A 20,688-nucleotide genomic window follows, 5' to 3' on the forward strand; every position below is an offset into this window, starting at 1 on the left:
GTGCTCTATGTGTCTATGTGGTTTAGATTTTTTTACTTGATCAACTATTTTATCATCACCGGTTTTTGATAAAATCAATTAAAAAGGAAATGCCAAACAAAACATTCGCACCGATCAGCAACCAACACAGTATACGCGTTGCTGTAAATCGTTTTTTGAAATAGAGAATCAGGAAGGAAATTTCATAAAGTACAAAAATCAAAACCATTCCGAGTGCATACATGGCCATTAGGGCATCACCAAGTCCGCCATGCACGGTATCGTTACCCGGTTGTTGGATGAAGTATAGAATAAATGCAACATCCAGTACAACCAATACGGTGGTGCAGATCAGGAAGAACTTATTAGACATTGATGGAATGTTCATCGTTATCGCTGATAGTACAAATAAATGGCATAGCCGATCATGCCGCGCAGTTCTTTCTTGTCAAGTTTGTTGTAGGTGTTGTGAAAATCTTTGGTCATCTGTTCTACATTAAAGTCTTCCATCTCGGCATACACCGAAGGCGTCTTCTTGTAATACGTTGAGTTGTTGGTTTTTGAGATTTCCGTATACAAATCGTTTTTGAATTGACGGATGTAGTCAACCCGCTCCTGGCTGTAAGGGGCAAGCTTGTAGTACTTTAAGCTTTGTTTGATTTTCTTTTCTGTTTCTGATTTATCTGTAAAAGAAAACTCATACAAAAGCTTGCTGAAAAGAATATAATCGTAAGATTTGGAAGCTGAGGGCATAATTGAATTTACTATTTATGAAACCTGATTCCTTATGCCAGCCTATTTATTTATGATAATTAATACATACGCTGCTATATAACAAATCAAGGCAAGGCCTATTCCTCGAAGTGGAATTTTAAACCAGTAGTTTTTCGCAAGCCACAGGTAAAAGCCGAGCGTTAGAATGTTAAACAGAAGCAGGAACGTGCTGTTTTGAAGCAGATCAAAATGATTGGCTGCTAAATAGATGTTTACCATGCCGATAAATATGGCTCCGCTGCTGTGACTGGCATTAAATCCCATCCATGCTTTCCACATGGTTGTTTGTTTTGTCGGCACGGGGCTGATTGATTTCATTTCTTCTGCAAGTTCAGCTTTTCGGGGAAGAAACTTGTTTGAGAAAAACGTATAGAAAAGATGGGCTGCTCCTAAAACGCCAATGATTGCAGAGCCTGATAGCCAAAGGTATTTTGCGAGGGTCATGTTACAAACGATAAGTCTTTCTATCTGTCAAAGCTTTGATAAAGTTAGTGTTGTTGGTGGAGAAGACAAACAACGGTTGAGTATAGTCACCCTATCGATTTAACAAATAGATATATCGATATCAGAACTGAAAAAATCCCAATGACTAATAGAGATTCCTTACCAAATATGGGTCTTTCCAATCAACTGGCTCCTCTTTTCCTAGTTTAAACGAAATGATGCCTACCAGGAATAGCAGTAATGCATAAAGGAGGTTTTCATTAATATCCACCTGACTTTAGGTCTTTAAAGTTTTTCAGCAAGAATTTTCTCAAGTTCTTCTGGTTTGGGATCGAGGGATAGTATTGTTCCATCTTTATCCACCAATATCATAAGTCCTGTTCCGTTACTGATTCCATACGTATTCCAGAGGTTAAGCTTGTCATCCAGTTCAACTAAGTTCAACCACGAGAAATTCTCTTTGCTTAGTCGTTTTTTTACGGCATCGGTATTTTTAAATTCCCGGGCAATGCCAACAATTTTAAATCCTTTGTCTTTGTACTGTTCATAAATCGGGACGACCATTCTGCTTTTTGCAATGCACGGGCCGCACCACGATCCCCAAAAATCAAGAAGGGCCACATGATTTTGAATGACACCGGAGAGCTGTACGGAATCACCATCAACGCCTGGCGCCTTAAAATCAATGTACCGGCTACCAACCTGTATGGTGCGAAGTCCGGTTACTTGTCTTTCAAGAAGTTTCGTGTAGATGTGTTCCGGGTAGGTCTTTTGATAAAGCGGAAACACATGGGTAATGAGTTGGGCCACGAGCGGATTGCTCTTCATGAGCATATCAGCATCCTTCCAGATAAGGTAATACGTGGCCAGGGAGATATGGCTTTTTATGTATTCATATTTTGTCAGGTGCTCAACTCTTTGTAATGAGTCATATGGATCCACAAATAAGCGTTTTGCTTTTTCGGTATAGCGGGCGTGCGTTTTCTGCAGTTCATCAATTTCCTGGTAAATTAATGCCTTGGCTTCATCGTTACTATCATTTGTGGCTTTAAGGCGTTGTCTTAGTTCTTCAAATGCCGCACTGTTGTATTCATTCTTTTCAACAAGGTCGGCTTCTATTTTCGATAACTTATTTTTTGGCTTATCGAATCGCTGACTCATGTAGTGGTGATACGCTTTAAGTTCATCATTCAGTTGGCCGCCTATGATGGTGTTTAGCATCCATTGATCCTTGGGGTGGAGTTTAAATTCAATTGTTCCGTTTGTTGGAAAAAATGTGATGGCCCTCCAGGTGCCCTGTTTGGCTTCGTCTTCAAATATCAACTCGTAAGCTTCTAACTCAGTAAATGAAAAGGTGTATTCAAATTTTCCTTTTTTAATGGAAATCTTTGTGTGGTTATTTTTAAATGAGTTATACCCTTCTGAATACTTATGGATCAGGAGGACTTTGCTATTGCGATCAATGATTTCTCCTTTGATGGTGCATTGTTGCCGGGCAAATGAACCAAGGGCTATCAGGAATAGCAAAGTAAAGGCTGAGGGTCTTATCATCTTTCTTTTTATTGTTTGCAGTTAGTATTTGTAATGCTAAACGTTGTTGGTTAAGAGCAGTAACGGACAGCTATCAAGGACTGAGTCTATATCTAAATCCAATTGATAAAATTAGTCCGTAATGATTCATATTGCGGTTAAAATAATCTTTATTGGTAAAATCCGTAAAACTATGTTGGTACGAGATAGTCCCCAAAAACCAGTAATTGTCCTTAAGCTGAAAGTTAAACGCAAATTCAACTAATCCTGCAAAATCAAACTTTGTAACACGGTCTGTTGTGTTTATGGTTTGACCATTGTAAACCTGTCCTCCAGATTCGTAAGGCGGTAATATTGTTTCTGATTTAATAAGACAGGACGGTACAAATCCTAAGTTTAGACCTATTCGTGTTCTGTTTTTTGTGTAAATGCCAACTTTTACCGGCAACGACAGATAGTTAAAGTTATACTCAGTGGTAGCTTTTTGACCCGTGGGATTGCCTTGATTATCGGTGAATATTATTTCCTCCGTAAATCCGCGCTGATTATAGAGTAGGTCTGCGCCAAATGAAGTATTCTTTTTTATAAATAATTCATAGGTCAGTCCGCCAGATAGTCCGCTACGTGAATTTCTCATTTTATATAAATCATTGAATGAATTATAGGTCAGGTTTAGACCACCCTTTACACCAATAAAACTTTGTCCCCATGAGGTTAGTGATGCTGCTATGAGAAAAAGGAGCACGAAGTATCTCATAGATCCGATGTTTAGTGTCCAATGTCAGTTGAAATTAACTCTTTCTAAAAATTGCTTACTACCAACTTCTAAATACATTCATTGAGCATATTTCAGTACTTTGTCTTTGTTGCGGTTCTTCTCCAATAAAGTTGAATATATTTATTTTGTTTAATTCAGCGTGGCAGTAATAACCTGTTCATATTTTTCGAATTCTTCTCTTGTAAATTTATAGTTGCTTCTTGATCCAACAGGATGTAATTGATCGAGCATAAACTGATTAACTTGTTGAGATATAACCAAACAACTATTCCCCAGGATGGTTTCTACTTTACTGGTATCAGATAGGTGTTCTAAGAATATATCCTGAACTTTGTTATGATTAACATACACCAACGCCATAAAGGCATGGCATCTGATGCCGATATCTTCACTTTGAGTTAGTTCGATAAGGGTAGAAAAATCAAGTTTGTTCAGGAACTTTGCAGCCTTTTTGTTTTCGAATATCTCTATGTCGACCTGATTACCTGCCAATTTGCTCATTTGTTCACGTGTCCAGTTATTAGCGGGCTGAGCAAAAGCATCTATTATCTGGAGTGCACTGAATAGAATAAGTAAAGTGTTAAACAAAGATCTGAACATGTTCAAATTATTTGTATGTCAGTAATTTTTGTTCTATGTCGCCCGCCATTAAATAAACCCGGTGTTAGCGGCCGTTGCGTCATCCCCGATTAATTGTTTAATTAATAATTCTCTGTTCTCCTCATTAAAATCTGAGAGGTCTATACTTATTGGTGTTATTGGTTTTAAATTAATTGGATGATCTGTCGTTATAATTATTTTTCCCTTTTTGAAGTCGATAGTTGTTATCCTTTCAAATGGTATTGTCATCCCGTCAATTGAAATGTATTTTTTTGATATTTCAACATTTCTCTTGTGGTCTAGAATCAATATGATAGATAAGTATAAAATGAAAGTCAGGAGAAGCGAGTCAGGTAATTGTCCTTCATTATTTATTAAAAGAAACAATAAAAAAGCAACGCCAATTAATTCCATGACTCTCCACCATTTGAAATCTAGCCTTTCAATAGTTACAGAGCCCGATGATGATAGCGATTTTCCATTTTTTAAGAAGTCGTTGGTTAACCAAAGCCCACTTATAATGATTAAGAACACCCCTGCGTATATGTCGTACTCCCAATTTGTTAGAAGTCCGCTTATATGAATAATTCCTGATACTGTTAGAAGTCCGCTTAAGATTTGTCCTGTCTTACGTGTCATTTTATTTATGCTATGGCCCCTAACTTCCAAATACATTCATTGAGCATATTCGACCACTAATATAACAATACCTTCAATAAAAAGGGCGGTTGCCCGCCCTTTCACCCCACAGGAGAACAACGCTAATGCTCCTTGCCCATCTTAATCAGTCGCTCTACATCGTTGTTAACGGCCAGTATTAGCAGGCATGTGGCCGTACAAAATACCGGGCTGGTAATGCAGTGGTGGCCGTTCCAGCTGCCGTCATTGTTCTGTATTTTCATCAGGCGCCCGCTCATGTTGTCGTACCAGGTTTTCCAGGTTTGGTCTTTGCCGATAATCATGCCCTCACCGGTTTGTAAATAACTTAGAAACTCTTCGCCTCCGTTGTTGCCAAAACCATCTAATACATCATCCCGCTGTGCAGTTTGCTTCGCTGAGTTGTACACCTCGTAAGCAGTTGAATACCGTATGGCTTCATCTTTAGTGAACCCAATCTTCTCCAGGTTTTCGGCAGATGGTGAAGCACTTGGTGAAAGTTGGCCGTTTCGTTTGGCCTCTTCCATTTCTTCCTGCACCCTGCGCGCTTCTTTTGCACTCGCCCGAGTTGAACCAGAAACGGAGTACAGCACAATGCCTGCACCACGATCGGTTTTTGATTTACCGGTTTTTGCATCGTAATTTCCTTTCTGGAATTCGCGGGCTTTTGTCAACGCATCTTCGTCTACGTTGGCACCTGTTGCCTGCGCGGCTTCAAGCGCGGTGGTGGCAAAGGAAGATTGTAACACACCGGCCCAGCCATCACCAGCCATGCTGCCGTCACGATCTTGCGCACGCTGAATTTTAGCCACGCAGGTATTCAGGTTTTTCTTCACCCGCGCCTGCAGTGCTTTGTTGTGTTCCGTGTGCTCCACCATGTTCGACAAAAATTGTGAGGCCAGTACCACATCAATGTTGGCGCCTAGTTTGGTTTGGATTTGCGTGCCACTAAGTTCGGTGATGTTGTAGGTGGCAGCGGGACTTTGTTCAACAGCACGAAGAATATACTCAAGTGCTTTATTAAGTTGTGTTGAATATTCGCCTGTGGTGAGTGTGCTGCCACTGCGCAGAATGGCCATGGCCACCATGCTGGTTGTAGCCGGATCGGTTTGTACGGCATGCGGGTCCATAATGTGCTGCCGCGAATGACTGCCCGCACCCCAGCCACCGTTTTCGTGTTGGGCTTTGGTGAGCCAGGTAAGGCCGCGGTTAACCGATAGCCTCACATTTTCGGGGGTGTTGTACAGTAAATCGTTATCGGAATTTTCTTCACCCATTACGGTGCGAAACACACAACCTTTCGGGATTTCGCGTAAGGTGCTGCGTGTTGACGAGCGCGTTTCTTTCAGGGTGAAGGCGGCCAATGAAAATACGAGCGCACCTGTACCCAGAATAAGCGGAAGGAATCTGAACTTCTTCATATGCATTGTATTTGAATTACAATGCTTGAGATGCAGCGGGAGTCACGATTCCATAAAGTGTTTTCAGAAATTTTATAATGGGCAACGGTTTAGGATGTAATCCCAAGCCCACTTATCAGGGCTAAATATGGTTTTTTGCGCTAGAAGAAGCATTAATAGTCCGGTTTGAACTCCCTTGTTCCTTTGAAAATCAATAGTGTTGATTTGTCTAAGGATTTGATTTCAAAATCGAATTGAATTTTAATTTTATCGGCTGCGGATTCAAGAATCATAATTTCACCTTTTGGTGAAACAAATGATTCAGTGAATAGATGCTGCTTCATGGTACATTCGATAATTAAATCGGACACTGAATCGAAAGTATAGATTTTATTTTTCTGAAACGAGCTCCAGGTTTTGCTTTCCTTTGACTAAAGGAATGAAATGATATCAGTAGAACAGATATAATTAAAAAGTAGTATCTCATTCCTTAAAATTACTGAATCCTCCCAATCGCTTGCATATACTTTTCTTTTACCATTTTTCTCAGGCGCGTGGGCATGAGGCGTTTGAAGAGCCAGAGCTTGCGGGCCATCTTGGGCAGCACGATGTAGAGTTCGCGTTTGCCGGTGCGTTCCAGAATTTCTTTTGCTACATCATCGGCTTGCAGGTTTGATTTTTTGATAAACACCTGTGTAATCTTTTTTACACGATCGCCACCCCGTACACTTTCGGCAATGTTGGTTTGAAAGTAGGAGGGCATCGCGCAGGAAACGCCAATGTGATCATCCATCAATTCGCCATACAACGTTTCGCTAATGGCCACTACGGCAGCTTTGGTCATGTTATAGGCGCCCATTTGCGGAGCACAACTTACTGCGGCCAGGCTTGCAATGTTTAAAATGTGCCCCGACTGTTGCTTTTTGAATGTGGGAATAAACAAGTGACAACCATACACCACACTCATCTGGTTAATGCGCACCATCCACTCCCAATTCTCCAATGGATATTCTTCAAAGTTTCCGCCATCGCCTACGCCTGCATTGTTCACGAGTAAATCAATGCCGCCTGCTTGTTTCAAAAATTCTGTTGCCACTTGTTTGTACGCTTCTTTGTCCGAAACATCCAGTTGAAATGAAATCGGTTTCCCGCCTGCTTGTTCAATTTTCTGATGTGTATCTTTTAATCCTTCTGTGTTCACATCACTGATTCCGATGGTCCAGCCATCTTTTGCGAGATGCAGACTCAATGCTTTGCCAAGTCCTGAAGCAGCCCCGGTGATGAAGGCGCGTTTGTGGGGGAAGTGTTGGGTAAGTGCAAACATAATATTTTTGTTTCCGGTCTCCAGTTGCCAGTTGCCGGTGACTGGCAACCGGTAACGATTTATAATTTTTGAGTTTCCAACGAATCCACTCCCTGTTTCACCAGTGCCTTGATCACGTGTATCAATCCGCCAAAGCGTGGGTCTTTGGAAAAACCTTGTTTCCAACGCGCGTAAATTTGTTGGGCGATCACCGCATTCTTGAATAATCCGAACACATAATAAAAGTGAATGCCTGAAACATCGCGACTGCTTTTTTCCGCATAGCGATCAGTAACTTCTTGTCTGGTTAAATTTCCGGGCAAGGCCGTGAGGTTAAAACTTTGCAACACCGGGTTGTCTCCCGCTTCGCTCCAGTATGCCAGACTTGCGCCTAGGTCCATCAGCGGATCGCCCACGGTGGCCATCTCCCAATCGAGTACACCGATGATGTTGCTCAGGTTATTCGGATTGAGGATGACGTTATCGTATTTAAAATCATTATGGAGAAAGGTAGGTTGTTGTGATGAAGGTTGTTGTTGCTTCAACCACTCAGTCAGTTGATTCATGTGTTCGAGTGAATCGGTTTCAGCGGCATAGTAACGTTTGATCCAACCTTCCACCTGGCGTTGCACGTAACCTTCGGGTTTGCCGAGTTGATCCAGTCCGGTTTTTACAATATTGATGGCGTGTAAGTCAACCAACGTATCCACTAATGCTTCTGAAACAGATTTGAAAATTTCTGGTGAAAGCTTCAGTTGTTGCGCATGACCCGCCCGCAGGATAACACCCTGCAACCGCTGCATGATGTAGAATGGTGCGCCAATCACGGTTTCATTCTCGCAGTAAATTATGGGAGATGGAATTTTATCGAAATGCGGTTTCAATCGCGTGAGCACCATGAACTCGCGACCCATGTCGTGGGCGGATTTGATGTTGGCCCCAATGGGTGGCCTGCGTAGAATGTATTCTTGTGAAGCTGTTTTTAAACAGAATGTAAGGTTCGAATAACCACTTGGAAATTGTTCAATAGACAACACCTCACCGAAATGGGGTGCAACTGATTTTAACCACGCGTTTAGTTTGTGTACGTCCGGTACTTCATGCTTACGGGCTTCTATGGGTTGATCGGGCTTCACGTGTTCCATCAGAATTTAAGTCCGTATTGTTTTAAAATATGTTTAGCGAGGGCCGACTTGTGCACTTCATCGGGGCCATCGTAAATGCGGGCGGCCCGTTCATGCCGGTACCAGAACGATAACAGCGTGTCATCGGTGATGCCCAATGCCCCATGCACCTGTATGGCTTTGTCGAGTACGTCCATCAATACATTCGCGACAAAAAATTTGATGGTGGAAATTTCTTCTTTCACCGCTTTGGCGCCCTGTGCTTCCATGGCGTGTGCCGTGTGCAGCACCATCAATCGTGCTGCGGTAATGTTCGCGCGGCATTCGGCAATCCAATGCTGAATAACTTGCTGATGCCCGAGCATCTTGTGTTCGCTGAGTTCGCGTGTAGCGGCACGTGTGCACATCAACGCAAACGCACGCTCGCAAATGCCGATCCACCGCATGCAGTGGTGAATGCGTCCCGGACCGAGGCGTGCCTGTGCCAGCGCAAAACCTTTTCCTTCATCACCAATGCGGTTGCTCACCGGAACCATGCAGTTGTTGAATTTCAATTCGGCATGACTGAGGTAATCTTCACCGGCATCGCCCATGACCGGAATGTTGCGCACGAGTTCAACGCCATCGTGTGGCAATGGAACGATGATCATGCTCGCACGTTCGTACGGATTTTTATTCTCCGGATCAGTCACCGCCATTACTACGGTAAAGGCTGCTCCATCGGCACTGGAAGTAAACCACTTGTGTCCGTTGATGATGTATTGATTATCTTTTTTTACTGCGGTTGTTCCTAAATGCACAGGATTGGATCCGGCAAAGGCAGGTTCGGTCATGGCAAAGCACGAACGGATGTCGCCTTGCATCAAGGGCTTCAAATATTTTTCTTTTAATTCTGGTGAAGCAAATTCATGCAGCAACTCCATGTTGCCGATGTCGGGAGCCTGGCAGTTGAAGATGTAATGCCCGAGTGGTGAAGTACCGAGCAGTTCACTTACTTGGGCAAACTCTACCAGCGTAAGGCCAACGCCTCCATCTGCCTGAGTCAAATGCGGATTGAACAACCCGTTTGCTTTAGCCTTTGCGCGTAGTGCCTGCAACTTCGGCAACGACTGCCGGAATGATTTGTTCAGCACATCCAGTTCGATGGGGTAGAGGTGTTCTTCCAGAAACTGTTTGTATTGAGGTAATAGTTGATTGGTTTTATCGGTTTGGAAAAAGTGCATGTGTTTGTATTGAGATGGAAAAGATAGTGAATTCTGTGATAAGAAAATGTATTGACCGCGTCATTGCGAGCAGAAGTAGTGAATGTGGGTGGTGCGAAGCAATCCCGCGTTTATATGGTGAGAGCTAACCGTATAGATTGGGATTGCTTCACTTCATCGCACCTCCCAGCTCTCCCGTTCGCAATGACGAAGAAATTTACATTCAGTAGTCAAAGGCCCAAAGGACTCCTGTGGAGGATACCTTTGGAAGAAGGAACGCTCGAGTTTAACTATCCGCTAATTTTTCTCTTCATCTTCACGCGCTTCGTCTTCTTTTTTGTCACGCCTTTCAATTTTTATTTCATTGTCCATATAGCGTTCCCTGTTGTTGGCTAAGAAATTTCCGGTTATGCCTATATCTGAAGCGGCTAATATCAATAAGAGAACCATGACTAATAGTCGTAGCCCTGCTTTAACTTTTTTCATTGGTCAAAGTTTTATCCTGTCTGCGTGACTGGATTGGTGTGAATAAAATGGGTAAGAATCAGTCAGAAAAGATTTTGGCTGGAGTGGGAAGTGTTATCCCATTAGTTGGCTTGAGTCGTGCTCTTTTGAGTAGTTGAGTGCGTGATAAATTAAGAACCCTTGGCTTTGCTTGGTTGTGAATTTTTCAATGTTGTTTTTAAACTGAACGGTGATCTTTTTATGCTGATCGATCAGGGAAAAAATGAAATGTACGGTGCAACTTGACTGAGTTGAAAGCGAATGAAGAAAAGCCTTTAAAGAAACAGTTTTCTTGTAACGGACGAATCTTTCTTCGTTTAACTCTGTCTTAGCGGGTTGGGATCCAAGAATTCTGAATTCAGAAACCGGGGCAGAAAACGTAAGGAGGCCTACTATTAATATAGTATGCGTTAACCATTTTAATAGTCGGTGTTGTGTTATTTTGCCCGTGGCCTGCTCCATTTGATTTTAAATATACTTAATTTCGTCATCACTCCGTACCCTCCGTGAAAACCTTTGTGTGCTCTGTTTAAAAGTTTAAACCGCAGAGCACGCAGAGAAAGCACAGAGACTATGATTAGGATCGTCATTGCTCCGAAGGAATGCCTTTGGCACGAGGAACATTGATAAGACTTAATCAATTGGTCGAATTGTTCAGTGACGAAGCAATCCCACATTACATAGTGGTAACTAAACATGTAAATTTGGATTGCTTCGGTCTTCCGATATGCATCGGAATCCCTCGCAATGACGAATAAGTTTTTTCCTTGTACCGAAAAATCCGTTACTTCATCCCATGAACCGTAAAACCTTTCTCACCACCGCCTCGCTGCTAGGCGTAAGTGCTGTAGCTGCGCCATCAACACTTGTGCAAAAATCAAAACTGTTGCACCAGGTATATTTCTGGTTGAAAAATCCCGAATCAAAAACCGATCGCGAGAAGCTAATTGCCGGCATTCGTTCACTAAAGGCCATTGAAACCGTGCGCGAATTGCACATTGGTGTGCCTGCGTCAACCGAAAAGCGTGAGGTAGTCGACAATAGTTTCAGTGTTTCGGAACTGATTTTCTTTGATGACGTAGAAGGACAGAACATCTACCAGGATCATCCCTTACACCAGAAATTCGTGGCGGAGTGTTCACCGCTGTGGTCAAAAGTAGTGGTGTACGACTCCTCATCGGTGTAACCTTCCATCAATTCCACTGTTCCGTCCAGTTGTATAATTTCACCGGCAGGAAAAAATGCTTTTTTGTTATTTTAAGCCCCGTGTATTGATGCTGGATAAAACGTGAACGAAGAAGAAATTAAAAGATTAAACGAATTGCTGAATGAACGCACCATGAAACTCATGGAGCGCGAAAGCGAACTGGCAGACCGTTTTGAAGAACTGGAGGCGCAAAAGGAAGAACTGACAGCCGCGGTGGAGGAGTTGATCGAAAAAAACAAACTGCTGGCAGAACGAAACCAGGAACTCGACCAGATTTTATACCGTGCTTCGCACGACCTCGGTTCGCCTGTGGCATCCATGGTAGGCGTACTGAGCCTGTTGCAACTGGAAGCTATTCCTGAAAACTTTAAACCCTATTGCCAGCATTTCGAAAAAGCCATCACCCAGATGCAAGCGGTAGTGAAAACACTCATCTTGCTCGGTCAGGCTACGGATGAATCATTTAATCCTGCTGTGTTTACTATACAGGATGTAGTGGAAGATGAAATCAGTCAGTTGAATTACCTGGGTAACTTCAATCAGATAGCGTTTAAAAAATCATTCACAGGCAACACGCAGCTTTACACAGATGAAGCTCAGCTTCGTATCATCCTGAAATGCGTGTTGGCGAATGCGGTTATTTTCCGCAAGCCCGGTAAGGGACAGGTAGCGGTTGACGTACACGTACAGCTCGATCAACTTAGCCTGCGCATTGCGGATGATGGTGAAGGTATTTCGACTGAAACAGGTAAAAAGATTTTCGATATGTTTTACCGCGGCTCTGAAAAATCGGTGGGCCTGGGCATGGGCTTATACATGGTGCGCAAAATTGTGGATCGGCTACGCGGCTCACTCATGTGGCAAAGCGGTGACGGACAAACCGTGTTTACGATTTCAATTCCTGTAACTGCTGCTCCAGTTTCTTAACGTGTGCAATGGAATCGGAAAGCATAATTTTCCGACACATACTGATTTCCATAACGTACCGGGTTTCACTTTCCAGCACGCTGAGTTGATGGGATAGTAAATCAAGCGACCCGGAAATTTTCCGGGCCACTTCATTATCCCATGCTGCAGGTTTAATTAACTCCGAAACTGTTCTTAATTCAGCTTTTGCGGCTTCAATGCACTGCAGGATTTTTTCTGGATTATCGCCTACATCCGAAAGGCTGTTCATGTGTTTATTTTACGATGGCATCTTCCAGCGTTTCCGCATACTGGATATCCATTTGCTGGTACTTTCCATTCGGATGGTTGGCCTTGATTTTTTCGCGCCCGATTTTCACACTCTGACGAAACACTTCATCCTGTGGTAAAATTTTGCGGTGTGTTTTTAAGCCGTGTTCAAACATTTGTTCTTTCCACTCAACGAAATACCATTCCATAGAAGGTTGGTGAAACACGGTTAATTTTCTTTTGTCGAATACGAGTTTGGTAATCTTTTCTTTCTTCACCAACTCGCCAATGGCGGCAAAAATTTCCTTGAATTGTTCAATGGGAATATAGGTAGCTGTAGCTTCCACTACGGCAACTTCCGGATTCCCTTCCACGGTTTTGATTACAGCGTGCTTGAAGGTGCGTGCCACAGTCAAATTCAGCTTTTCTGTCAGATTCATATCGTTGTTTACGTTTTAGTACAGGAATAACATAACCAAAACGGTATTGTTTAACAATGCCGAAAATAAATCTGAAAGCTGCGGTTATAGCTGTACCGTACTCTTGATTAGCATCACGCGATAGGACGTACTGAAGTCTGCTTCTCGCTTCGGCTGAAGTGCATCTCTGTTTAGCCTCACCCCAACTAAAGGCCTGCTAGTAGCAAGAGTCGCGGTGCCCCTCTCCAAGGGAGAGGGGCCATTCAGGTTTTCCCAATCCGATGAAAATGGATGGGGTGAGGCAAAACCCAAGCTCATGTGTGGTGCATGTGAGATACAAATAAACCTGAAAGTTGCGTCTATTGCTGTAACGTACCCGGATCAGTTAACTGCCCCATGAATAAAATCGCTCCGGTGTGTTTTTCGCGAATCATGAACAGAAACGGTTTATCGATAGTGATTTTTGGCGGTGATTGTGGGCAAACACAAACGAATTCCATTCCTATGGCTGTGGCTGCAGTTGCTTCTGAACCTTCTTCGTTTACTTCCAGGAAGGATTGATGAATTACCTGGCCTACTTTAATAAGAGGAGTTGGTCCTTCAAAAAGAAGCGGATAGCCGGTCATGATCATGCCCATTTGCGCAAGCGATTGTACCAGATCATCTCGCCAGTTCATTTTAAACTTCGGTAGCTCCAGTTCAACGCTGATGGAATCTGACTCATCGATCAGTGTGTTGAACGTTTCTGCGTTAAGGGTTTCAACCAGTGAAGTAACTCCGGCATATTCGTTTGGCATCAATATCGTAAACCTGAACTGACCGTTGCCATAGGGTATATCCAGCAACTGAAAATCCGGTGTGGTTTTGTATTGCATCGAAACACCTTTCGAGAACATCATGTCTACCTGTGTGGTTGTTCCGCTCAGGGTAGTGAAGGGTGCTTTTTTGGTTTTGGATTTTTCGAACTGGTGTGTCCAATCGCCTTTAAAGTAAATGGCATTGACCAGGAACATCGCGTGATCCGGATTAATCTGTTTAATCAGGTCTTTGATGCGGTTGTTGGTTTTGCTTTCCACCCAACTGTTGATCACATCCTTTGATGCAGGGTCATCAAAATCAAGACCTTTTATTTTTCCGTCATAATAATTTTCAATGACAGAAGCGAATTGATTGTTGACAGTCAACTCTTCACGATACCACACGGAATTGGCCAAACCGAAATTCACTTTCTTGTCCATCGACAATAAAAGATCGGTCAGGTCATGAAAACCTGCATTCACTTCTTCAGCAGTAAAATCATTGAAGTCGATAGTGTTCAGGATGCTTTGCCGCACTTCGCCATCCGTACCATTCAGCAACATGCCCAGCGCCATGCTCACGCTGAGTGGAGAGATAAATGCATTATCGGTAGGGTCTGTAGGCAGGTTACGAAACAGGTTGAAGGCAAAATCATTTGAACTCTTCGAGGCCTGTCGCTCCGCGGCTGAGAGTGTGCGGAGGTTAGGCGGATTTTCGGGCGCAACGGCTGTTTCCTCGCAGGCAGCGAAAAAGAAAATGGGGAGAATCAACAAAATTCTTTTCATCAGGCTCATGGTTTTTGGGTCATCATGCACGTTAGACCCACTCGCGGCAATAAAAGTTGGAAAATAGCAGCAGTGCGTAAATAAACAGCCCTGCTTTTCTAAAGTCTGCATCTTTGTTTTGTTTAGCCTCACCCCATCTTTTTTATCAGGTGCGAAAAACCTGAATCGCCCCTCTCCCGCGGAGAGGGGCAGCACGACCCTTGCCAATGGCAAGCCCTTGGTTGGGGTGAGGCTAACCCTCAGCAAAATAAGTTGGAAAAAGTTTACACTCCGTGAAACCTTTTCTCCTGCTTTTCGTGATCTTTGCCATCGGCCTCACAAGCCCCAATCGTTAATGCCTATGATTCTCACATTCTAAATTATCCGATGTCGGCATCCCTTTCGGGGATTGACATGGGATATTTTGTTGGTTACGCACCAACCGGCCGCACGTCCGGCCATTACTTCAATTATTATTTACAAGGAGTCATCTCAAAAATTCTCCTAATGTCAGGTTGAGCCTGTCGAAACCGATTTGATAGCTCAATATAGCCTTCGACAAGCTCAGGCTGACACGTGAACTGATTTTTAAGAGGGCTTCTACTTAACTCACTACAGATATGTCTGTTTTTACCAAAGCAGGTTCGTTGTTTCGTTTATTCAAGCAAGCCCTCAAAGGCGAGGAGCAGAGTTACACCTCGGGCAGTATCGACAAAGCTATTATTCTGTTGTCGATACCGATGATCCTCGAGATGTCGATGGAGTCGCTCTTTGCCATTGTGGATGCGTTTTATGTTAGTCGCCTGGGTGTAGATGCCCTCGCCACCGTTAGCCTTACCGAGTCGGTGCTCACGTTGGTGTATGCCATCGCCATTGGGTTGAGCATGGGCGCTACCGCCATGGTGGCGCGCAGGGTAGGTGAGGGCAACGTGCCCGAAGCGGCACGCTCCGGTGTGCAGGCCATTTACCTGGCCACCGGCATTTCGTTACTCATTTCAGTGGCGGGGTTGTTCTTTGCCGAAAACATTCTCGCGCTCATGGGTGCCTCGCAGTCGGTGATCGACACCGGTGCAGGCTACACGCGCTGGATGTTGGGCGGCAACATCACCATCATGCTCATCTTTTTGATCAACGCCATCTTTCGCGGGGCAGGCGATGCTTCGCTGGCCATGCGCGTGCTCATTCTTTCCAACGGGCTCAACATCGTGCTCGACCCGATTTTCATTTTCGGATTTGGCCCCATACCGGCATTTGGTGTAGAAGGTGCCGCCATTGCCACCACCATTGGCAGAGGCATTGGCGTGGCGTATCAGCTTTCGCATTTGTTGTATGGCAAAGGACTGATTAAAGTTCACCGGCAAAACCTGCCTGTCGATTTTGGGTTGATCGGGCGACTGATCAACGTCTCCGCAGGCGGAACGGGGCAGTTCATCATTGCTTCTGCGAGTTGGATTTTTCTGGTGCGCATTGTATCCACCTTTGGCAGCGAGGCGCTGGCCGGTTACACGATAGCGATACGCGTAATTGTGTTTGCCATACTGCCCGCGTGGGGCATGGCCAATGCCTCGGCTACGCTGGTGGGGCAAAACCTGGGTGCGGGCCTGCCCGAGCGTGCCGAGCGATCGGTATGGCGCACAGGTTTTTTCAACATGGTGTTTATGGTGTTCATCACCATTACGTTTCTTACGCTGGCGCGGCCCATCGTTGAATTTTTTACCACCGATGCCGTGGTGCTGCACAACGCCATACAGTGTTTGCAGATTGTGGCGCTAGGCTACGTGTTCTACGCGTACGGCATGGTGGTGGCGCAATCGTTCAATGGCGCGGGCGATACCCGCACGCCTACGTTGCTGAATTTTGTGGCCTTCTGGATGTTCCAGATTCCGCTGGCGTATGCACTGGCCATTGTGTTCAACCTCGGGCCCATGGGCGTGTACGTGGCCATTGTGGTGGCCGAGTCATTGTTGGCGGTGGCGGGCATTCTTATCTTCCGCAGGGGCAAGTGGAAGACGGTGAAGATTTAGAAAGGACCCTAAGCATTGAATTGATGAGGAGTTGGGCGAAAGCGGTAAAGCCGCTGGTGTTGCCAGCTCCTTATTTTTTTGGTGCATACCGTAGGAGTTACTCCTACACTAAACTGCAAACACATATTGTTTTTTAGGGCTGTAGAAATAAAATTTAGATACAAAGTTATGTCAAAAGCCAAATCCCCAAGCCTCAGGTTGATATATCTTCAAAATGGTTAAATTTGAATAACCATGGAAATTGACATTAAAGGTAAAATAAGTGAGAAAAAATTGGCGTACAGTAATACGCTTCTTCCACTTTACGAAGCAATCGTCAATTCCATTCAAGCAATTGACGAGGAAAGTGCAACAAAGCCCGGTATAATTGAAATTGATCTTATTAGGACAGCTCAAAAGGGATTAGAACTTGATGGTAAAGAAGATTTGCCGGAGATAATTGATTTTGTCATTAGAGATAATGGTATCGGATTTAACGAAGCTAATTATGAATCATTCAATTACGCTCATTCTACTTATAAGAGAGGAGGAAAGGGAGTTGGGCGATTTAGTTGGTTGAGAGCATTTCACCACGCTGAGATCGAAAGCCGATTCAGAGAAAATGGGCAATGGAGTATTCGAAAATTTCAATTTGAGCCAACAAAGAAGGGTATTGAAAAGCACACCTTAATTCCAGTCAGCTCATCTGGTGAGAGATACACTATTGTAAAATTGAAAGGGTTAAAGGAGGATTATAGAAAATGGTGCAATACCAGAGCTGAAGATATTGCTATAAAAATAATTGAACATACATTCATTTATTTCTTGACTGAACACTGCCCACGAATTCTTTTGAATGATTTGGGGAATCAAATTGTTGTGAATGACTTATTTCAATTATTTACAAACGGTCAAGTGATTCCAAAACAACTTTCAATAAGAAATAACGATTTTAAATTAAGTATAGTTAGGCTGTACAGTAGCAAAGTTGATAACAAAATTCATTATTGTGCGGACAATCGCGAAGTTTTAGTTGATAAAATATCAACCGACATACCTGAGCTAGATAATACGATGGTTGATAGCGAAGGCAAACCGTTTTCAATAGCTGTTTATGTGGAAGGTGACTATTTGGATCAAAATGTAAATGAAGAAAGAACAACTATAAGTTTTAATAAAGGCGAAGTCGATTTCCCTGATGAGACAACGCAAGAAGAGTTAAGAAAAGCTATAACAGACTTGTTGCAAGTCGAATTTGAAGAGTATATTAATGTACTGTCAGAAAAGCGTGTATTACGAGTTAAGGAGTTCGTTTCTCAACACCCGCGCTACAAACAGCTTCTCAAGTACAAAGCTGACAAGATAAAAAAAATTCCCTCAACACTTTCAGATGAAAAAATGGAGCTTGAGGTTTTTAAAATTCAACAGGAGCTTGAGCTTGATGTCAAGAAGGAAACAAAGTCAATTTTGAAGTTCATAACAAGTGAATCTGATATGGACGAATTTGACCAAAAGCATAAAGAACTTTATTCAAAAATCATTGAAGTTGGTAATGCAAAGCTCTCGGAATATGTCATTCATAGAAAACTTGTTTTAGATTTATTTGACAGAATGTTAAAACGAAAGGCAACTGAAAAAGCAGTACATAGCTTAATATTTCCTCTGCAAACGCTCTCTGATGAAATTGGTTTTGAGGACCATAATTTATGGATGATTGATGAGAAGTTATCCTATCACAAGTACTTAGCTTCTGATAAAACATTTAAGAGAATTGAACCGATTGAGTCTAACTCTAACGATAGACCTGATATTATTATTTTTAATAGGCCGTTTGCTTTCTCCAATGATGAGAAGCCATATGAATCAATAGTATTGATTGAGTTCAAACGTCCGATGAGAGATGACTACACTGACCAAGAAAATCCGATTTCTCAAATAAATAAGTATGCTCGGGAAATTATTGATGGCGATGCCAAAGATAAGAATGAAAGGGAGTTTAATTTTAGAAAAAATACTCCCATTTATGCGTTCATTGTTTGTGATCTTACAAAAAGGTTAAAAGCATTTGCGAAAGATGCTGGCTACAAGCTACTACCGAGTGGAGATGGTTATTTTTCATTTAATGACAACTACAATATGTATATAGAGATACTGAGTTTTGATAAAGTGCTTAAGGATTCCAAAGAGAGGAATAGGGTGCTTTTTGAAAAACTTAATCTGACATAATGTTTATTCAGCAAAATACTAGTTTGAACGAGTGATGATTTGAGATAAGTTTTGAAAGGAAAGATCAATAAAATGAAAGTTAATTTCAAAAGGATAAAATTTCCAAAACTTGAAAGTATTTCAACATTTGTTTCGCTAGTAATTGCAATTGTTTCGTTAATAATTTCTGTAATAGCATTGAGAATATCTGAAAGAACCTACATCTTTTCATCGAAGGACTATACGCCAAATATTCAATTTAGTATTGACGAAAACGACAACATTGAATTAACAAACATTAGCAGCGATCTCTTCTCGATTGATATGATTAATTTTCTGAAAATTAAAATAGTTGGCTATGAAGATTATGAGAGTAAGGTAATTGTTGAAATACCGTATGTAGACAATTCGCTTTTATACCAGTGGATTGATGATGATGGAAAGGCGGAAAAAGTTATTATTAAATCGAAGACGCCAGGACCTTGTGCTTACATTTGTAAATATGATGAAAGTCTAATAAAAAGTATTGAAGCAAAGATTGATTCGTTATATTCCATTGGTAGTGAAAGAGGATATGCATTACCTTCATTACAAAGCCAATTCTATATTCTCGAGGTCGTATATACAGACAACTTTCAAGAACGTAAGTCAGTTGTTTATTTACAAGAACACATTCACGGTTTTGGTTACGATAAGACAAAAATTCAGGAGACAGAATTCAATGAAATACTAAACAGGGTAAACTTACCAAAATTCAAAGATGGAAATGAATTGTGGGATTACGTCACGCATAAATATAGCACGCCTAGTGAGAAATATTTTGGAAAATACCATTAATACCCTATTACACCTCAACAACGTCACTCGTTTTCGGACGTTCATGTTTTGAACTAAATTTTGAATGCTTGAGGGTGGAGATAATTAAAGTATTAATTTAATGAGAGTACTTTTAATAACAGCACTGACTTATTTTATTTCACTTTCAACCATTGCACAAGACAATGTTAACCTGAAGGAGATGGTTGGTTTTGGTTGTTACTATGAGGGACGCTCAACCAAGACGGTTATTAAGGTTACAAAGTTACTGAAAGCAAAAAATTACAAAGCCATTTCAAACCTTTTAACTTCTGGAAATAACGGTGAAAAATATTTAGCCGTAATATCACTTCAAAGGCTGGCTGAAAGCAATCAATACAAGTTAAGTGACACCGAGAAGGATTTAATTGCAAAAGCAAAACTATCAGACGAGTTGGTTTCCGTTTGTTCGGGTTGTACCTATTTTGATAAGGTTCCAATGAAAACAATCCTTACCGATAGTGATGTAATTGGATCAAAATTTTGGTTGGATAGGCTCATAAAAGAGTAAGATGCGGTATGGACTTCTTTGAATTAAAAGGAGAGAACGGATATATCAGGATTAGTCTTGTACGCGTTAATGGATTCCCTAACCAGACGAGTCATTTCGGGGGATATGAGACCGAGTGCGAAATTGAAATAAAAAGTCAAAGTTACTTTGTGAAGGGGTCTATATGGACGACAACGGGAGAAGTTCTTCAATTCTTCAAACAGCTTGAAAACTGTCATGCAAGTGTAAGCGGTACGGCTGACTTTGAGAATTATGAGCACAACCTGAAGTTAAAAGTTGTTTATAGCGAAAATGGTCAGGTGGATTTAATTGGGGAGTATCAGGAATTCTTTCATTTACATACGCAATTGATTTTTGAGATTAAGTCTGATCAATCGTATCTAAGTGAATCACTTGTTCAGCTAAAAGTGATCGTTGAAAAGTATGGAAATAGTAAAGGAGTTAATCGGTGAGCA

Annotated in this window: 23 protein-coding genes; 7 read left to right on the forward strand and 16 right to left on the reverse strand. The window is 42.3% G+C overall.

Translation table 11 applies throughout. From position 1 onward, the window contains the following. Positions 1–55: 55 nt before the first annotated feature. The 13 genes from QY309_03130 to QY309_03190 all read right to left on the reverse strand — a co-directional run bounded on the left by QY309_03130 (position 56) and on the right by QY309_03190 (position 10,277). Positions 56–352, reverse strand: a complete 297-nt coding sequence (locus tag QY309_03130) for a hypothetical protein (protein ID WKZ60471.1) — start codon at positions 350–352, stop codon at positions 56–58. A gap of 17 nt (positions 353–369) precedes the next feature. Then, positions 370–732, reverse strand: coding sequence for a hypothetical protein (locus QY309_03135; GenBank protein WKZ60472.1), 363 nt, complete (start codon positions 730–732; stop codon positions 370–372). 42 nt (positions 733–774) lie between these two features. Beyond that, positions 775–1,197, reverse strand: coding sequence for a hypothetical protein (locus QY309_03140; protein ID WKZ60473.1), 423 nt, complete (start codon positions 1,195–1,197; stop codon positions 775–777). Between the two features lie 285 nt (positions 1,198–1,482). After that, entirely contained in the window at positions 1,483–2,748 is a 1,266-nt protein-coding gene (locus QY309_03145) for a TlpA disulfide reductase family protein (protein ID WKZ60474.1), read from the reverse strand. 73 nt (positions 2,749–2,821) lie between these two features. Next, entirely contained in the window at positions 2,822–3,484 is a 663-nt protein-coding gene (locus QY309_03150; protein ID WKZ60475.1) for a porin family protein, read from the reverse strand. A gap of 150 nt (positions 3,485–3,634) precedes the next feature. Next, positions 3,635–4,105: a hypothetical protein gene (locus QY309_03155; protein ID WKZ60476.1), complete on the reverse strand. Its 471-nt coding sequence runs from the start codon at positions 4,103–4,105 to the stop codon at positions 3,635–3,637. Positions 4,106–4,153: 48 nt separating this feature from the next. Continuing rightward, on the reverse strand, positions 4,154–4,780 hold the full coding sequence (locus QY309_03160; GenBank protein ID WKZ60477.1) for a hypothetical protein: 627 nt from the start codon (positions 4,778–4,780) through the stop codon (positions 4,154–4,156). A gap of 86 nt (positions 4,781–4,866) precedes the next feature. Then, positions 4,867–6,183 carry a hypothetical protein gene (locus QY309_03165; protein WKZ60478.1) on the reverse strand — a complete coding sequence of 439 codons (1,317 nt, stop codon included), beginning with the start codon at positions 6,181–6,183 and terminating at the stop codon, positions 4,867–4,869. Between the two features lie 152 nt (positions 6,184–6,335). Then, positions 6,336–6,506 (reverse strand): hypothetical protein, encoded by a 171-nt coding sequence (locus QY309_03170; GenBank protein ID WKZ60479.1) that lies wholly within the window; start codon positions 6,504–6,506, stop codon positions 6,336–6,338. 152 nt (positions 6,507–6,658) lie between these two features. Further along, positions 6,659–7,534 (reverse strand): SDR family NAD(P)-dependent oxidoreductase, encoded by an 876-nt coding sequence (locus QY309_03175; protein WKZ60480.1) that lies wholly within the window; start codon positions 7,532–7,534, stop codon positions 6,659–6,661. An 11-nt stretch (positions 7,535–7,545) separates the two neighbouring features. Continuing rightward, positions 7,546–8,610 carry a phosphotransferase family protein gene (locus QY309_03180; protein ID WKZ60481.1) on the reverse strand — a complete coding sequence of 355 codons (1,065 nt, stop codon included), beginning with the start codon at positions 8,608–8,610 and terminating at the stop codon, positions 7,546–7,548. Continuing rightward, positions 8,610–9,812 carry an acyl-CoA dehydrogenase family protein gene (locus QY309_03185; protein ID WKZ60482.1) on the reverse strand — a complete coding sequence of 401 codons (1,203 nt, stop codon included), beginning with the start codon at positions 9,810–9,812 and terminating at the stop codon, positions 8,610–8,612. Before QY309_03185 ends, QY309_03180 begins: the two co-directional genes overlap by 1 nt. Positions 9,813–10,088: 276 nt before the next feature. Further along, complete coding sequence (locus tag QY309_03190) at positions 10,089–10,277, reverse strand: hypothetical protein (protein ID WKZ60483.1); 189 nt, start codon at positions 10,275–10,277, stop codon at positions 10,089–10,091. Positions 10,278–11,091: 814 nt separating this feature from the next. Here QY309_03190 and QY309_03195 point away from each other — a divergent pair. After that, a complete protein-coding gene (locus tag QY309_03195; protein ID WKZ60484.1) occupies positions 11,092–11,481 on the forward strand; it encodes a Dabb family protein in 390 nt (129 codons plus the stop codon). Positions 11,482–11,583: 102 nt separating this feature from the next. Then, complete coding sequence (locus QY309_03200; protein WKZ60485.1) at positions 11,584–12,429, forward strand: HAMP domain-containing sensor histidine kinase; 846 nt, start codon at positions 11,584–11,586, stop codon at positions 12,427–12,429. Here QY309_03200 and QY309_03205 read toward each other — a convergent pair. The 3 genes from QY309_03205 to QY309_03215 all read right to left on the reverse strand — a co-directional run bounded on the left by QY309_03205 (position 12,389) and on the right by QY309_03215 (position 14,680). After that, the gene (locus QY309_03205) at positions 12,389–12,679 is read right to left on the reverse strand and encodes a hypothetical protein (protein ID WKZ60486.1); all 291 of its coding nucleotides are present in this window, start codon (positions 12,677–12,679) and stop codon (positions 12,389–12,391) included. The genes QY309_03200 and QY309_03205 overlap by 41 nt on opposite strands. 4 nt (positions 12,680–12,683) lie before the next feature. Continuing rightward, the gene (locus QY309_03210; protein WKZ60487.1) at positions 12,684–13,118 is read right to left on the reverse strand and encodes a hypothetical protein; all 435 of its coding nucleotides are present in this window, start codon (positions 13,116–13,118) and stop codon (positions 12,684–12,686) included. Positions 13,119–13,456: 338 nt separating this feature from the next. Next, the gene (locus QY309_03215) at positions 13,457–14,680 is read right to left on the reverse strand and encodes a serpin family protein (protein ID WKZ60488.1); all 1,224 of its coding nucleotides are present in this window, start codon (positions 14,678–14,680) and stop codon (positions 13,457–13,459) included. A 599-nt stretch (positions 14,681–15,279) separates the two neighbouring features. Here QY309_03215 and QY309_03220 point away from each other — a divergent pair. The 5 genes from QY309_03220 to QY309_03240 all read left to right on the forward strand — a co-directional run bounded on the left by QY309_03220 (position 15,280) and on the right by QY309_03240 (position 20,685). Continuing rightward, positions 15,280–16,683 (forward strand): MATE family efflux transporter, encoded by a 1,404-nt coding sequence (locus tag QY309_03220; GenBank protein ID WKZ60489.1) that lies wholly within the window; start codon positions 15,280–15,282, stop codon positions 16,681–16,683. A 234-nt stretch (positions 16,684–16,917) separates the two neighbouring features. Beyond that, positions 16,918–18,888: a hypothetical protein gene (locus tag QY309_03225; protein WKZ60490.1), complete on the forward strand. Its 1,971-nt coding sequence runs from the start codon at positions 16,918–16,920 to the stop codon at positions 18,886–18,888. A 51-nt stretch (positions 18,889–18,939) separates the two neighbouring features. After that, positions 18,940–19,704 carry a hypothetical protein gene (locus tag QY309_03230; GenBank protein ID WKZ60491.1) on the forward strand — a complete coding sequence of 255 codons (765 nt, stop codon included), beginning with the start codon at positions 18,940–18,942 and terminating at the stop codon, positions 19,702–19,704. Between the two features lie 100 nt (positions 19,705–19,804). Further along, positions 19,805–20,233: a hypothetical protein gene (locus tag QY309_03235; GenBank protein ID WKZ60492.1), complete on the forward strand. Its 429-nt coding sequence runs from the start codon at positions 19,805–19,807 to the stop codon at positions 20,231–20,233. Between the two features lie 8 nt (positions 20,234–20,241). Continuing rightward, positions 20,242–20,685, forward strand: coding sequence for a hypothetical protein (locus tag QY309_03240; GenBank protein WKZ60493.1), 444 nt, complete (start codon positions 20,242–20,244; stop codon positions 20,683–20,685). Positions 20,686–20,688 lie beyond the last annotated feature (3 nt).

It is taken from the genome of Cyclobacteriaceae bacterium (assembly GCA_030584025.1).
GTDB lineage: Bacteria > Bacteroidota > Bacteroidia > Cytophagales > Cyclobacteriaceae > UBA2336.

Excerpts from the sequence above, each read along its gene's own strand:
- QY309_03130 (WKZ60471.1), bottom strand. The coding sequence starts at position 352 with ATGTCTAATAAGTTCTTCCTGATCTGCACCACCGTATTGGTTGTACTG.
- QY309_03135 (WKZ60472.1), bottom strand. The coding sequence starts at position 732 with ATGCCCTCAGCTTCCAAATCTTACGATTATATTCTTTTCAGCAAGCTT.
- QY309_03140 (WKZ60473.1), bottom strand. The coding sequence starts at position 1,197 with ATGACCCTCGCAAAATACCTTTGGCTATCAGGCTCTGCAATCATTGGC.
- QY309_03145 (WKZ60474.1), bottom strand. The coding sequence starts at position 2,748 with ATGATAAGACCCTCAGCCTTTACTTTGCTATTCCTGATAGCCCTTGGT.
- QY309_03150 (WKZ60475.1), bottom strand. The coding sequence starts at position 3,484 with ATGAGATACTTCGTGCTCCTTTTTCTCATAGCAGCATCACTAACCTCA.
- QY309_03155 (WKZ60476.1), bottom strand. The coding sequence starts at position 4,105 with ATGTTCAGATCTTTGTTTAACACTTTACTTATTCTATTCAGTGCACTC.
- QY309_03160 (WKZ60477.1), bottom strand. The coding sequence starts at position 4,780 with ATGTATTTGGAAGTTAGGGGCCATAGCATAAATAAAATGACACGTAAG.
- QY309_03165 (WKZ60478.1), bottom strand. The coding sequence starts at position 6,183 with ATGAAGAAGTTCAGATTCCTTCCGCTTATTCTGGGTACAGGTGCGCTC.
- QY309_03170 (WKZ60479.1), bottom strand. The coding sequence starts at position 6,506 with ATGAAGCAGCATCTATTCACTGAATCATTTGTTTCACCAAAAGGTGAA.
- QY309_03180 (WKZ60481.1), bottom strand. The coding sequence starts at position 8,610 with ATGGAACACGTGAAGCCCGATCAACCCATAGAAGCCCGTAAGCATGAA.
- QY309_03185 (WKZ60482.1), bottom strand. The coding sequence starts at position 9,812 with ATGCACTTTTTCCAAACCGATAAAACCAATCAACTATTACCTCAATAC.
- QY309_03190 (WKZ60483.1), bottom strand. The coding sequence starts at position 10,277 with ATGAAAAAAGTTAAAGCAGGGCTACGACTATTAGTCATGGTTCTCTTA.
- QY309_03195 (WKZ60484.1), top strand. The coding sequence starts at position 11,092 with ATGAACCGTAAAACCTTTCTCACCACCGCCTCGCTGCTAGGCGTAAGT.
- QY309_03205 (WKZ60486.1), bottom strand. The coding sequence starts at position 12,679 with ATGAACAGCCTTTCGGATGTAGGCGATAATCCAGAAAAAATCCTGCAG.
- QY309_03210 (WKZ60487.1), bottom strand. The coding sequence starts at position 13,118 with ATGAATCTGACAGAAAAGCTGAATTTGACTGTGGCACGCACCTTCAAG.
- QY309_03215 (WKZ60488.1), bottom strand. The coding sequence starts at position 14,680 with ATGAAAAGAATTTTGTTGATTCTCCCCATTTTCTTTTTCGCTGCCTGC.
- QY309_03220 (WKZ60489.1), top strand. The coding sequence starts at position 15,280 with ATGTCTGTTTTTACCAAAGCAGGTTCGTTGTTTCGTTTATTCAAGCAA.
- QY309_03225 (WKZ60490.1), top strand. The coding sequence starts at position 16,918 with ATGGAAATTGACATTAAAGGTAAAATAAGTGAGAAAAAATTGGCGTAC.
- QY309_03235 (WKZ60492.1), top strand. The coding sequence starts at position 19,805 with ATGAGAGTACTTTTAATAACAGCACTGACTTATTTTATTTCACTTTCA.
- QY309_03240 (WKZ60493.1), top strand. The coding sequence starts at position 20,242 with ATGGACTTCTTTGAATTAAAAGGAGAGAACGGATATATCAGGATTAGT.